Below are 13,428 nucleotides of genomic sequence, written 5' to 3'. Positions count from 1 at the left end.
TGGGCGTGCGCTTAGGCGCTGACACCCACTTCGCGCATCAACATGCGGTGCATGGCCGCTGCGGCGCGTTTGCCGTGCTCCACGGCTTCCACCGTCAGGTCTTGGCCGCCCCAGCGGCAGTCGCCTCCCGCCCAGACCCGCTCCAGGCTGGTCTGGCCGTCTTCGTCCGTCTCGATTCGCCCGGCCTTGAGGGCGATACGTGCGCCGGCGGGCTCGGCGATATAGCTCTGGCCGATGGCCTTGAGCACCATGTCGGCCGCCAGCACCTCGGTCTCGCCGGTGGTTTGCAGCTTGCCATCGACCTGCTGCGTGGCCGCCAGGCGGATGCCGCTGACGGCACCGTTGTCCACCAGCACTTCCTGCGGCGCCGCCCACAGCCGGATCGTCACGCCATGGGTCTGCGCCCATTGCTGCTCCACCGCGGAGGCCGACATCGCATCCTGACCACGCCGGTAGACGATGGTAACTTCCTGGGCACCCAGCAGGCGCGCTTGGACGGCCGCGTCCACGGCCGTCATGCCCCCGCCAATCACCACCACACGCCGGCCTACCGGCACCGTGGATTTGTCGGGCGCCTGGCGGATATCGGCAATGAAATCGACCGCATTGCGCAGGCCCTGGGCGGCGGGCTCGGCAATACCCAGGTCATTGACCCCTGCCAGGCCCAGGCCCAGAAACACCGCATCATGGCTGGCCAGCAGGCTGTCCACGCTAAAGTCGCGGCCCAGCCGCTGGTTGTTGCGCGGGGCAATGCCACCCACCGACAGCAGCCAGTCAATTTCCCGCTGCGCAAAATCATCGGTGGTCTTGTAGCTGGCCAGGCCGTACTCGTTCAAGCCGCCAAGCTTGGGCTTGGCATCGAGCAGGCTGACATCATGGCCCTGCAAGGCCAGCAGGTGCGCGCAGGCGAGCCCGGCCGGACCAGCGCCCACAACGGCCACTTTCTTGCCGGTGGGCTCGGCGCGTTGGAACAGCGGCGCGCCGCCCGCTGCCATGAAGCGGTCGGTGGCATAGCGCTGCAGCGCGCCAATTTCCACCGGCTTGTCCTCATGGGTGTTGCGCACGCAGGCCTGCTCGCACAGCACCTCGGTCGGGCACACCCGGGCGCACATGCCGCCCAGCGGGTTCGATTCGAGAATGGTCTTGGCCGCGCCCCGGATGTTGTCCTGCGCAATGCGGGCAATGAAACTGGGCACATCGATGCTGGTCGGGCAGGCGGTGGCGCAGGGCGCGTCGTAGCAGTAGTAACAGCGCTCGGCTTCGATCGATGCCTGCGCCCATGTCAGCGGCGGGTGCGCATCCGAGAAATTTTCAGCGTATTGGTCCGCGCCAAGCCGTCCTGCGCGCACACCGCATCCTGTGGGTCCGTTCATGACTCATCCTCCTCGACTGGGTTACCAGCGCGAGTGCGAACGGCTCCATCACCATGCCGCCTGCGACCGCGCCACTGCCTCTACAACAAGTCCGGCCAATGGCATGGCTGCGCCATCCATTCACCGCCAAAGCTGCACCAACCAGGGAGGGTTCATCAGGCCCTCATCGTGGGTGTTTGATCTGTCCTGTGCTGCTGTTGCCGCAGCACTTAGGGAACCATTAAATGCCCGATTAAAGTTTTACGCACTGGTAAAAACACTAGGCATACGCTACGACTGACGCTTCAGTCCGGCCACGAGGCGGGGCTGGCCTGGCGCGAACCTGGCGTTCTGGGCTTTTGCGAAAGTGCGCAAAGCTGGCCTGCCATGAAGGGGCGATCCATCGGCGCATGCGCCGATCTGCCAGGCGCCATCACCCGCGCAGCAAGCAGTGCCAGCGGAAGATCTGCATGCAGCTGGCGGTGCAAATCCAGTCCCTTGGGATAAGCGTGCGCCATCCCCCTCCAAGCCCAGCGGCATTGGTGGAGCGGGGCCAGCAATCAGCGATAATGATAACAATTCCCATTTGCGTATATGGCAGGACTGCGTTCCTGGCCACGGCGACGGCGTCCACCGGTTGCGAAGTCCCCTCTTTCCCTTTTTGCAACGGCCGCCTGGTGTTTGAGCGCTACTACCGCGAACTGCTGAACTTTCTGTCCCGATCGGTACAGGACCGCGACACGGCGGCCGATCTGGCCCAGGAGAGCTATGCCCGCGTGCTGGCGGCCCAGCAGACCGGCCAGGCCGTGCATGACCCGCGCGCGCTGCTCTACCGCACCGCCCGCAACCTGGTCATCGACCAGCACCGGCGCAGCAGCATTCGCGCCGAGCTGGAGACCGCAGCGCCCGCAGCCGGCGATGAGCCGGCGCTGGAGCACCTGCCGGGCCCGCGCACCCTGGAGCCCGAGACCATCCTGGCCTCGCGCGAAGGTCTGGCGGCCCTGGTCGCCACCATCGACCAATTGCCCCCTCGCTGCCGCGAAGCCTTTATGCTCTACAAGTTCGACGGCCTGAGCTATGCCCAGATCGCCGAGCACATGGGCATCTCCACCCGCACGGTCGAGATGCAGCTGCAAATCGCGATGGAGGCCTGCTGGCGTTGCCAGGACCGGCTCGACGGTGCTGCACATGCCCGCCATGGACGCGCCCGCACCAGACGCGCCAAGCCATGAGCCGCCCATGCCCGCCTCCGACTCCAGAATTGACCACGAGATGAACGCATCGCCCCTGCCACCAGAGAACACCGCCGGCCTGCGCCAGCAGGTGCTGGACTGGTTTGTCCGGCGCCAGCGCGAGAGCTGGAGCACGGCGGAAGAGCAGGCCTTGCAGCAGTGGCTGGCGGCCGATGCCGCGCACCGCGCCGCCTATGTGCAGTGGGAGCAGCACTGGCGCGCGATCGATGCCATGCCCGCCGATGCCATCGCCCAGTTGCGCCGCAACCTGGCGCATGACAAGGTGCTACCAAGCGCCACGGCCGCTGCTGCCCCCACGCCGCGCCCGGCCGCAGCAGCGTCTGCGCCTGCGCCTGCCGCAGCCCTGCCAGCCTTGCGCCGCCGCTGGCTGTTGCCATCGCTGGGCATGGCCGCTGCGATCGTGATGACCAGCGGCACGGGCCTGCTGGCCTGGCAGCACTGGCAGGCGCAACCCGTGTTCAAGCAGGCCTATGCCTCGCAGCGCGGCCAGCAACTGCAGGTACAGCTGCCCGATGGCAGCGAGCTGCGCCTCGATACCGCCACCCGGCTGGAGGTGGCCTACTACCGCGACCGCCGCGAAGTGCTGCTGCACGAAGGCCAGGCCCTGTTCAGCGTGCAGGCCGCTCCGCAGCGCCCTTTCCATGTGCTGAGCGGCCCGGTCGGCATCACCGTGGTGGGCACCCGGTTTTCGGTGCGCTTTACACCGGGTCTGGCTGGCAGCGATGGCGTGCGCGTGGCCGTCGAAGAAGGCAAGGTGCGCGTGGTACGCCGCGATGGCGCGCCCGGCCCCGCGCTAGCGCAGCTCCCTGAAGCCCAGACCTTGGTGGCCGGCCAGCAGATCAGCGCCAACCCCGAAGGTGGCCTGAGCCCCATCCAAGCGGTCGCCGCCGAAGGCATTGCCGCCTGGCGCGAGCATCGCATCAGCTTTGTCAACACGCCGCTTGCGCAGGCGCTGGCCGAGTTTGAGCGCTACGGCAGCACGGGCCTGACGATCAGCGATCCGGCCGTGGCCGCGCTGCGCCTGAGCGGCACCTTTGACCCCAGCGATACCCAGACCTTGCGCAAGGTGCTGCCCCATGCGCTACCGGTGCGGTTGCAGCAGGTGGCGGGCGGACTGGAAATACGCGCGCTGCGTTGACGTCGCCAAGCCCCAGAAAATTTTTAATATTTTTCGCGCTGACTACCGTATTTCTCGGAACTCGTGCGTCTACCTCAGTAGGAATGATTTGCATTGACTACTTTGAGGACCTCCATGTCGTACCCCCTTCTGCGTCCCGCTCCGCTGGCTTTGGCCATGGCCCTGGCCTTGGGCTCCGTAGCAGCCCATGCGCAAAGCGCCGCGCTGCCGACCACCCCACTGGCCTTCAGCATCCAGGCCCAGCCGCTGGCCGAGGCGCTCAATGACTGGGCGCGGCAAACGCGCATCCAGCTGATTGCCCAGCAAGGCCTGGTCGCCGGTAAGCGGGCACCGGCCATCGTCGGCACCTTGACGCCCAACCAGGCGCTGGACCGCCTGCTGGCCGGCACCGGCCTGGTGGCCACGGTGGCAGGCCAGGCGGTGGTGATCAAGGCCGCCTCAATGGGGGAGGAAGGCGCGACCCTGGCGACCGTCACCGTGACGGCCGATGCCCAGCGCGATGGCGCCACCGAAGGCACGGGCAGCTATACCCAGCGCGGCCCCAGCGCCACCGCCACGGGCTTGAGCCTGAGCCTGCGCGAAACCCCGCAGTCGGTCAGCGTGATGACGCGGCAGCGCATGGACGACTTCAAGCTCGACACCCTGACCGATGTGATGGAGCAGACCCCGGGCATCGGCACCTACCGCCAGGGCAATGCCACTGATTTCCAGGCGCGCGGCACTTCGGTCAACCTGCAGACCGATGGCATGGCCCAAGTGCGCAGTGGCTGGTACTACCTGACCAGCACCCTGTTCTCGCTCGACGACATGGCCGAGATCGACCACATCGATGTGCTCAAGGGCTCGTCGGGCCTGGTGGTTGGCAAGGGCGAATACGGCGCCACCGTCAACATGGTGCGTAAGCGCCCCACACGGACCTTCCAGGCCAGCGTGCAGGCGAGCGCCGGCAGCTGGGACAGCTACCGCGCGCAGGCCGATATCGGCGGCCCGCTCAACGAAGCGGGCACCCTGCGTGGCCGCCTGGTCGCCTCAGCCACCGATGCGGGCAGCTTTCGCGACCATGAAGACAGCAGAAGCAAGATGCTGTTCGGCACCTTGGAAGCGGACCTCAGCCCGGACACCTTGTTGAATGTCGGCTTTACCTACCGCCAGCGTGCGGCCAACGGCATCGGCACCACCCAACCCATCCAGGGCTACACCCGCGCCGGTGTCAAAACGCCCGACCGTCCGCGTTCGTTCAACACCGGCGCGCCCTGGGGCGGTTATGACCAGAACGCGCTCAACCTCTTCGGCAGCCTGGAGCAGCGCCTGGGCAATGGCTGGTCCACCAGCCTCAAGTTCTCGCACCAGCAGGTGCGCATGGATGACATGTTTGCCGGCTACCTCTACGACCAGGACCGGCTGAACTATGGCCGCTGGCTGGACATGCGCAACGACAACTGGACCGTGAACCTGGACATCAAGGGCCCGTTCAGTCTGCTGGGCCGCCAGCATGAGCTGCTCGCCGGCATCGGTATCTCGCGCTTCCAAAGCAGCGTCAAGCTGCCGTTGAACGCGCTGACCCTGCTGCCGCTCGATGGCCTGGGCACCAGCTACGACCAGGGCGGCGCCTACCTGCCCGAGCCCGACACCAGCAGCTGGACCTATGGCGACAACCGCTTCAGCCAAAAACAGCGCTACGCCTATGCGGCTGGCCGCTTTCAGCTCAGCGATCCGCTGCAGCTGATTGCCGGCTTGCGCGTGACCAAGTTCGAGGAGCGCGACATCACCCCCTACTGGTGGAACTACGACATGAACGAGAGCGCGGTCTACACGCCCTACGCCGGTCTGGTCTACGACTTCCACCCCAACATGTCGGCCTACGCCAGCTACGCCAGCATCTTCCAGCCCCAGACCTCGCAGGACGAGCAGGGCCGCACCCTCAAGCCCGAAGAAGGCAACACCTATGAGGTCGGCATCAAGGGCGAGTTCTTTGACAAGCGCCTCAACGCCAGCATCAGCCACTACTGGATCAAGACCAAGAATACCGCCGAGGAAACCGGTGGCCTCACCCCTGGTGGCGACACCGCCTACCGCTCCGTCGCCTCTGCCACCCGCCACGGCTGGGAGCTGGAGCTGTCGGGCGAGCTGGCGCGCGGCTGGCAGGCCCAGGGCAGCCTGTTGCGGCAAAACAGCTCGCTGAGCAACACCAGCCAGTACCCCGAGTACCAGTTCAAGCTGGGCAGCACCTACCGATTTGACGAAGGCGCGCTGCGTGGCCTGACCGTCGGTGCCTCCACCCGCTGGCAGGACAAGACCTCCGTCAGCAACAGCGCTGCTACCCTGGAACAAAGCAGCTACGCGGTGCTGGACCTGATGGCCCGCTACCAGGTCGACAAGCAGCTGTCCTTCAGCCTGAACGTCAACAACGCGCTGGACAAGCACTACAAAGCGGGTGTGAACAACTTCAGCGCCATTGGCCTGTACTACACCTGGGGAGCGCCGCGCAGCGTGAATGTGGGCATGCGTTACGACTTCTAAGCGGTCACCATAGCGGTACCTGGGCCGGGTGGCCAACCATTGCGCCCATCTTGGTGACAAATGCCACAGCCCACATTCTGTGGGCTCTGGCGCGATGGTGTGCCATGGTTTTCGAAGGCGATGTCAGCGACCGAGGTACGGCTTACAGGCGGCTCCCTGGCTCAGCCAGTATCTGCAAGCCTGGGCTTGTCTTGGCAGGCAACGTGCGCCGCAACACGGTGCCCGTCCGACTTCCTTGGTAAGCACCCTGCTCGTAGGCGATGGCGCCATTGACAATGACACAGTCGATGCCGACAGCGGGCTGTTTCGGATCGTCATAGGTAGCGGTATCACGCACGGCCTGGGGATCAAACACGCACAGGTCTGCGTAATGGCCTTCGACCAACACACCTCGCTTTTCGATACCAAAGACCTGGGCAGTGAGGCCCGTCATTTTCCAGACGGCGGTCTCCAGCGGGAACAGGCCCAGATCACGGCTGTAGTGCCCCAGCACGCGGGGGAAGGTACCCCACAGGCGCGGGTGCGGTCGCTCGTTGGAGGGCACGCCATCTGAGCCAATCATGGTGGGAGCAAACTGCAAAATGCGCTGCACATCACCCTCATCCATGTTGAAATAAATGGCGCTGGCCGGTTGCAGGCGGTTGGAGGCTTCGGCGCGAGACACCTGCCAGTCCCTGGCGATGTCGCCCAGCTCCTTGCCTTGCAGTTCGGGATGAGGTCCGCTGTCGGCTATCACGATCTTGCCGGACAAGCGCTCTTCCTGCAGGTGCAGCATGGTGGAGCTGGCGTGGTAGGGATAGCAATCAAGTGCCACGCACTGGCAGTGCATGGCCGCTTCGATCTGCGGCAATGTCTGCGCCGAATTCCCCCAGTTGGCCTGACCCTGCAGCTTGTGGTGCGAAATGACGACGGCGGCCTGCGCGTGCTGTCCAATCTGCAAGGTCTCATCAATCGACTGCTGGCTGTGCACAGCCTCGTCACGCATATGACTCACATACAGCGCGCCAAATTCGGCCAAGGGTTGGGCTACATCGCACACCTCTTGCATGGTCGCAGCTGCAGCGGGCGGGTAATAGGTGCCCGATGACAGCCCCACTGCTCCAGCCACCAGCGCCTCACGCAGCAATGCCCGCATTTGAACAATTTCTTCCGCAGTGGCCGCCCGGTTCAGGTCTGCCATTGCCAACACCCGCAGGTTGGTATGGCCCACCAGCGGAATCACATGCACCGCAGGCGGTGATGTGCGCAGCGTCTGCACATAGGCTTGAAAGGTCGTGAACCGCATGGCAGCATCGCTGAGCAGGTTCAGCGGCGCGGGCATCGGCGAATCCGGGTAGAGCGGCGCAGCGCTAATACCGCAGTTGCCGGTCACCACTGCCGTCACCCCTTGTGAGAGCTTGCACTCCATCTGCGGCTGCAGCAGCAGCGCCTGGTCGTCATGCGAGTGCGCATCAATAAAGCCGGGTGCCACTATCTTGCCGTTGGCGTCGATAACCCGATGGGCGGTGGCTGAGGACAGGTCACCCATGGCGGCAATCATCGTGCCTCGAATGCCTACATCGGCTCTGTAGCGGGGGCAGTTACTGCCGTCGATGACCACACCGCCTCGGATTACCACATCAAATGCCTGCGTCTTCATCTTGCTTGCTCGCCCAAAGATGCTTGCTCGCCCAAAGAGGATGGATGGATTCCCTGCACCAACGGAATGCAGTAGACAGGCGCGACCTCATTCCACCTTGGCACCACTTGCTTTCACCACGGCCCCCCATTGCGCACGCTCTGAGTCGGCCAGCGCCCCGAAATCCTCAGGAGCCCCCGCCAGCGGGATGTAGGCCATCTTTTCCAGCTGCGCCCTGATCTCGGGCATCTGGAGCACTTGGTTCAATGCCGTGTTCAGCCGCGTCAGCACCTTCTGCGGTGTGCCCGGTGGTACCAGCAACCCTCCCCATGCGTTCATTACAAATCCCTGGACACCCGCTTCCTGCATAGTCGGTATGTCTGGATACTGGGGGGAGCGCTCGGCGCTTGTCACGGCTAACGCGCGTACTTTGCCCGCTTGCAGCTGCGGCGCAGCGGTAACGATGTTTTCAAAGTAAAACTGCAAAGTGCCACCGACCAAATCGTTCAGTGCCTGAGGTGAGCCCTTGTACGGGACGTGCACTGCCGATTGCAGCCCCATCTTGGTTTTGAACCACTCCGCGCCCAGATGGCTGGTGGTACCAATGCCGCCGGACCCATAATGCACCGGCGCATCCGAGCTGTTGATATAGGTCACCAGTTCCGTCACCGATGTGGCGGGCACCAGGTTGTTGACCAGCAAGAAACTGCTGGTCGTGGCAATGCCCCCAACCGGCACCAGGCTGCGCGGGTCATAGGGCAGCCTGCTGAACAGAAACTCATTGGTTGTCAACGTCGCATTGTTGCCGTAGCCAAGCGTGTAACCATCGGGCGCCGCGTTGGCGAGCGCCTGCATGCCGATATTGCCCCCCGCCCCACCCTTGTTCTCGATCACCACCGGCTTGCCCAACTGCAGCGACAGCGCATTGCCGACCAAGCGAACCAATACATCGGGGCTGCTGCCAGCCACGCTGGGCACAATGATCTTGATGGGTTTATCAGGGTAGGCCGCGTGCGCGCTATAAGCCAGCAAGCCCGCAGCGACCATCAGCGAACGACGTGAAAACAGTGCAGCAGCCATGGCGTTTCTCCAGAAGATCGGAGTACAGGCGAAAGAACAGGCTGGTATGCCGACCGATCCCTCACACGCCCCCGGTTGAGCCTTGAGTCCTGCACGGCATAGCGTCCAAGACAGTGCCATTCTGCTCGGCATTCTTGCCAAAATCTCCTGAATTAACAGCAACATACCAAAGCAACATCTGCGGAATGCAAGAACGCATGGCTGACAGCCTCAGCGCCAAGCACAAAACGTCAATAAGAAAGCCCGTCAGCTTCGATGCCAACGGGCTCGGGTGCTATGGCTTGCCTAGCGATTAGCCGGCTTTATCAAATGCTTCTGCCAGCCTATCGACCGCCTGCTCAATCTGCGCCACATCGGGCGCGGCAAATGACAGGCGCATCGAATGCAGATGGGCGTTGTCGGCATAAAAGGCTTTGCCCGGCACAAAGATCACGTTGGCGGCGACGGCGGCATCAAACAGCTTTTGCGGATCGATGCGGGCATCAAACGTCAACCAGACAAACATGCCGCCAGCGGGCTGCACAAACTGCACCAGGTCACCCAGGCGCGCCTTCAGGCCCTGGGTCAAGGCCAGCATGCGGCGCTGGTATTCAGCGCAGGCCTTGGCGACGGCCTGGCCATAGCGGCCCGACTGCAGGTAGCTGGCGGCCACGGCTTGCGCCAGCGGCGAGGTGCAGAGGTCATTGGTCTGCTTGGCCACCGTGCAGCGGCGCAGCACGGCCGGGTCGGCCACCATCCAGCCCACGCGCAGGCCGGGGGCCACGGTCTTGGACAGGCTCGACAGGTAGACCACCGGGTTCTCAGCCTCGCCCACTTGCTGCTGGGCTGCGGCATAGACGGGGGCTGGGCGGGCGTCGGTGAAGGCCAGCTCGCCGTAAGGATCGTCCTCGACCACGACAAAGCCATACTGCAGCGCCAGCTGCACCAGGCGCTCGCGGCGCTGTTGTGTCAGCAAGGTGCCGCAGGGGTTGGAGAAGTTGGGCACGGTGTAGAGCAGCTTGGGGCGCTCGGCCACCGGCAGCGCAGCCAGCATGGCGGCCAGCGCTTCGACATCCAGGCCATCGCCGTCGACCGGCGTGCTCAGCATCCTGGCGCCCGCCTGGCGCAGCGCCGCAAGGGTGGCGGGGTAAGCCGGGGTCTCCACGCAGACGGCATCGCCGGGCTGAATCAGCACGCGCAGCAGCAGGTCAAAGCCCTGTTGCGAGCCGGTAGTCACCAGCATGTCAGCCGCTGTGCAGCGGATGCCCCGGGCCTGGCACTGGGCTGCCAGCTGCTCGCGCAGCGCGGGCGAGCCTTCGGTGGCGCCGTACTGCAGCGCGGTGGCGCCGGTGGTCATCGCCTGCGCGGCCGCCGCTGCCAGGCCTTCCTGGTCAAACAGGCTGGGCGAGGGATAGCCACCCGCCAGCGAGATCATGCCCGGGCGGCTCAGGTAGGGAAACAGCTCGCGGATGGGCGAGCCCTGGGGGTTGGCGAATGCGGGAGTGAATTGAAAAAAGGACATGGCCTTGTCTCGCTGGGTTGTCTCTGGTTGTTGTTGGCCATGTCTGCCAACGCAGGCATGGCCAGGGTCTTAGTTTTTGGCCGTGCCCAAATCCACGGTGCCGCAAAGGTGCTGGGGGTCTAGCCGGTCGCGCCAGCCATCGGCCCATTGCTGTAGCAGCGGCGGCGTAAAGCGTTGGTAATAGGCCAGGTTGTGGGGGCCCACGCCATGCTCGGCGCTGTAGCTGCCCGCAAAGTCCTGCACCACCATGCCATAGATGGCATCACGCAGGCGCTGCACCACGGCCGGGTCGTACTGTTCGGGGGCATCCTTGCGCCAGATGACGTTGAAGTGCACACCGCCATCGGCGATATGGCCAAAGTCCACCACCGTGAGGAAGGGGTAGTCGCGCGCCACCAGTTCGCGGCCTTTGCGGCAGAACTCCATGATGCGCGAGCGCGGCACCGACACATCAAACGCAATGGGCTTGCCCAGCGCCCGCGCGCCTTCGCTGATGCTATGGCGCAGGTGCCACAGCTCGGTGGCATTGCCCAAGGCTGCGTTGACGATGGTCGCCTCGAACTGGTCTTCCAAGAAGCTGTTGAGCGCCTCTTGCAGATCCAGCTGGCTGTATTTGGCAGCGGCATTGGCCTCCAGCTCGACCAGGATGGCGAACTCGGGCGCATCGTCGGGCGCAAAGGGGTTGCGCAGGTTGGGCACATGGTCAATGGCCGCCTGCATCGCGTTGCCCGAGATGCCTTCAAACGCGGCAAGCCAATCGCCCAGGTCGCGCTCAAAGGCCTGCAGCAGCTCCATCACCGCCTCGTCCGAGGCCGGAACCACCAGCGCCGTGGCGCGCTGCGCCGGGCGGGCATGCACCTGGAGGGTGGCCTGCGTCACGATGGCGCCGGCCCCAGAGCCGCCGACAAACAGCTGCTTCCAGTCCACGCCGGTATTGTTCTTGCGCAGCGCGCGGCCCAGCTCCACCACCTCGCCGGGCGGGTCCATCAGCACCACTTGCAGCGCCATCAGGTTGGAGCGCACATCGCCGTAGCGAATCAGGCGCGTGCCACCGGTGTTGGTGGCCACCATGCCGCCGATCGAGGGGTTGGCCCCCAGGTCGATCGGAAACCACAGGCCATGGGCTTCGAGCTGGTCATTGAGCTCTTGCAGGGTGACGCCGGCATCGACGACCACGCTGCGGTTGGCCACATCGACCGCGCAGTGGCTGCGCAGGCGCGAGAGGCTCAGCACCAGCTGGCTGCCGCTCATGTCCGGCGTGCTGGCGCCCACCATGCCGGTGTTCGCGCCTTGGGGCAGCAGCGCAATGCCGCGCTCGGCGCACAGCCGCACCACGGCCTGCACCTGCGCCACATCGGCAGGGCGCACTACCAGGCGCGCACGGCCCTGGCCGTAGCGCGCGCCTTCTTCATAAGCGGCCATATCGGCGCCTTGCAGCACCCCTACTTCGCCCACGATGGCGTGCAGCGCGCTCAGCAGTTCGCTGTTGTCGCGGATGTCCAGGTCAGAGGCGGCCATCGCTCAGGCCACGCTTTCTGCCACGTCGGCTTGCGCCAGGGCCTGGCGCACCGCTTGCAAGGATGCATCCTGCATCGCCTGGTACAGCGCGATCTCGTCATGCACCTGGGCACCCAGGTCGGCCTCGAAGGCCTGCTGGGCCTGGTTGGCCTCGTAGTGCTTTTGCTCTTCGCCGCCCAGGTTGGACTGGAAGATACCGGCCGCGCTCACTGGCAGAAAGTCTTCGTACACGATGGGCTCGGCACGCACCACGCCATCGGCAATCAGGGTCTCGATATCGGCCGAGGCATCGCCCACCGGCTGCTGCAGCACATAGCGGTAAAAGGCCAGGCCTTGCTGGCGCATGGCGTCATGGCTGTCGGGGAAGGCGGCGAACGATGACTCCAGGCGGTCCTGGTAGTTGGCGCTGGCGCTGCCGGCATTGCCCATGCTGCGCACATTGGCCAGCAGGCTGTCGTACAGCGCGCGGCCCTTGCGGGTCAGGGCCACGCCGCGCTGCTCGATCTCGCCAAAGCGGGCGGTGTGCGTGCCCTGGTCGCCGCTGCCGGGGAAGTTCACGCGCTCCTGCAGCGCCTTGAAGCTGGTCTGGCGCAGCAGGATCGCGCAGGCGCGGCGGGGTGGGCCTTCGACCACCTCCTTGGCATCCATGCCATGGACGGGCATGCCCAGCTGGGCGGCGTCGATATCCAGGGTGCGCGGCGTCAGGTGGTTGATGTGCGGGCCCTTGAAGCAGACCACATCGGCCACCAGGCGGTGCGCCTTGTGCAGCTTGTCGTAGGTGGCGGCATCCACGGTCGCCTCGCTGTGCCAGCGGAAGGTCTCCAGCGCTTCGCGCACGAACTCGTCGGCCTCTGCATCGCTCAGGCCACCAGCGGCTTCGCACTGGGCGATCAGCGCCAGCGCGCGTTCGGTAAAGATCTGGCGGCGGGCCAGAATCTCCGCGGCTTGCGCGCGCAGCGCTTCATCGGCGAGCAGGTCCAGGCGCAGCAGCGAGGTGAACACGCGAAACGGGTTGCGGTTGAGCGAGCTGCCCAAGACCGGCCGGAAGGCGGTGGAGTGCACCGGCACGCCCGCCACCGACAGGTCGTAGTAGCCCACGGCCTCCATGCCCATCACGGCAAACAGGCGGCGCAGGGTGGACAGCTCTTCCTTGGTGCCCACGCGGATGGCGCCATGGCGCTCCACATCCAGGCGGTCCAGCTCGTCGGCCTGCGCCATTGCATTGGCCAGTGCGGGCTGGGCCTTGAGCACTTCAGCATTGACCTGGGCCACCAGCGCCATCAAGTTGCCGTATTGCGGCACTTCGTCGCGGTACATATCGGACATGGCGCGGGAGAAGCGCGAACGAACCTCATCGGGGTGCACAAAGTGGGTCATCGTGGGTACCAGATCAATAGCTAATAAAACGGGAAAACCGGGCCTTGGCGGCCGGCCAAAAAGCGGCTGGG

9 protein-coding genes are annotated in these 13,428 nt (G+C 65.0%); 3 read left to right on the top strand and 6 right to left on the bottom strand.

Features of this window, described 5'->3' with window-relative positions:
• Nucleotides 1-11 precede the first annotated feature (11 nt).
• Complete coding sequence (locus DCO45_RS03690) at nt 12-1,373, bottom strand: NAD(P)-dependent oxidoreductase (protein WP_116924586.1); 1,362 nt, start codon at nt 1,371-1,373, stop codon at nt 12-14.
• A 548-nt stretch (nt 1,374-1,921) separates the two neighbouring features.
• Here DCO45_RS03690 and DCO45_RS03685 point away from each other — a divergent pair.
• The 3 genes from DCO45_RS03685 to DCO45_RS03675 all read left to right on the top strand — a co-directional run bounded on the left by DCO45_RS03685 (nt 1,922) and on the right by DCO45_RS03675 (nt 6,263).
• The gene (locus tag DCO45_RS03685; RefSeq protein WP_313900073.1) at nt 1,922-2,584 is read left to right on the top strand and encodes a sigma-70 family RNA polymerase sigma factor; all 663 of its coding nucleotides are present in this window, start codon (nt 1,922-1,924) and stop codon (nt 2,582-2,584) included.
• 7 nt (nt 2,585-2,591) lie between these two features.
• Nucleotides 2,592-3,743, top strand: coding sequence for a FecR domain-containing protein (locus DCO45_RS03680; RefSeq protein WP_243419231.1), 1,152 nt, complete (start codon nt 2,592-2,594; stop codon nt 3,741-3,743).
• 114 nt (nt 3,744-3,857) lie between these two features.
• On the top strand, nt 3,858-6,263 hold the full coding sequence (locus DCO45_RS03675) for a TonB-dependent siderophore receptor (protein WP_116924583.1): 2,406 nt from the start codon (nt 3,858-3,860) through the stop codon (nt 6,261-6,263).
• 142 nt (nt 6,264-6,405) lie between these two features.
• Here the strand turns inward: DCO45_RS03675 and DCO45_RS03670 are convergent, their stop codons facing one another.
• From DCO45_RS03670 to DCO45_RS03650, 5 genes are all read right to left on the bottom strand, one after another.
• The gene (locus DCO45_RS03670; protein ID WP_116924582.1) at nt 6,406-7,902 is read right to left on the bottom strand and encodes a D-aminoacylase; all 1,497 of its coding nucleotides are present in this window, start codon (nt 7,900-7,902) and stop codon (nt 6,406-6,408) included.
• Nucleotides 7,903-7,989: 87 nt separating this feature from the next.
• The gene (locus tag DCO45_RS03665; protein ID WP_165841114.1) at nt 7,990-8,961 is read right to left on the bottom strand and encodes a tripartite tricarboxylate transporter substrate binding protein; all 972 of its coding nucleotides are present in this window, start codon (nt 8,959-8,961) and stop codon (nt 7,990-7,992) included.
• A 292-nt stretch (nt 8,962-9,253) separates the two neighbouring features.
• The gene (locus DCO45_RS03660) at nt 9,254-10,462 is read right to left on the bottom strand and encodes a PLP-dependent aminotransferase family protein (RefSeq protein WP_116924580.1); all 1,209 of its coding nucleotides are present in this window, start codon (nt 10,460-10,462) and stop codon (nt 9,254-9,256) included.
• Between the two features lie 69 nt (nt 10,463-10,531).
• Nucleotides 10,532-11,980 carry an FAD-binding oxidoreductase gene (locus tag DCO45_RS03655; RefSeq protein WP_116924579.1) on the bottom strand — a complete coding sequence of 483 codons (1,449 nt, stop codon included), beginning with the start codon at nt 11,978-11,980 and terminating at the stop codon, nt 10,532-10,534.
• Nucleotides 11,981-11,983: 3 nt separating this feature from the next.
• Nucleotides 11,984-13,357: a VOC family protein gene (locus tag DCO45_RS03650; RefSeq protein ID WP_116924578.1), complete on the bottom strand. Its 1,374-nt coding sequence runs from the start codon at nt 13,355-13,357 to the stop codon at nt 11,984-11,986.
• Nucleotides 13,358-13,428: the final 71 nt, after the last annotated feature.

Origin of the sequence: Comamonas sp. JNW, assembly GCF_003105075.1 — a bacterium.
Taxonomy (GTDB): domain Bacteria; phylum Pseudomonadota; class Gammaproteobacteria; order Burkholderiales; family Burkholderiaceae_C; genus Comamonas; species Comamonas squillarum.
The sequence above is the reverse complement of the archived record's forward strand: the minus strand, read 5'-3'. Positions and strand labels throughout refer to the sequence as shown.

Coding starts and splice junctions, on each gene's coding strand:
- DCO45_RS03690 (WP_116924586.1), bottom strand. CDS start 1,373: ATGAACGGACCCACAGGATGCGGTGTGCGCGCAGGACGGCTTGGCGCG.
- DCO45_RS03675 (WP_116924583.1), top strand. CDS start 3,858: ATGTCGTACCCCCTTCTGCGTCCCGCTCCGCTGGCTTTGGCCATGGCC.
- DCO45_RS03685 (WP_313900073.1), top strand. CDS start 1,922: ATGATAACAATTCCCATTTGCGTATATGGCAGGACTGCGTTCCTGGCC.
- DCO45_RS03680 (WP_243419231.1), top strand. CDS start 2,592: ATGCCCGCCTCCGACTCCAGAATTGACCACGAGATGAACGCATCGCCC.
- DCO45_RS03665 (WP_165841114.1), bottom strand. CDS start 8,961: ATGGCTGCTGCACTGTTTTCACGTCGTTCGCTGATGGTCGCTGCGGGC.
- DCO45_RS03660 (WP_116924580.1), bottom strand. CDS start 10,462: ATGTCCTTTTTTCAATTCACTCCCGCATTCGCCAACCCCCAGGGCTCG.
- DCO45_RS03670 (WP_116924582.1), bottom strand. CDS start 7,902: ATGAAGACGCAGGCATTTGATGTGGTAATCCGAGGCGGTGTGGTCATC.
- DCO45_RS03650 (WP_116924578.1), bottom strand. CDS start 13,357: ATGACCCACTTTGTGCACCCCGATGAGGTTCGTTCGCGCTTCTCCCGC.
- DCO45_RS03655 (WP_116924579.1), bottom strand. CDS start 11,980: ATGGCCGCCTCTGACCTGGACATCCGCGACAACAGCGAACTGCTGAGC.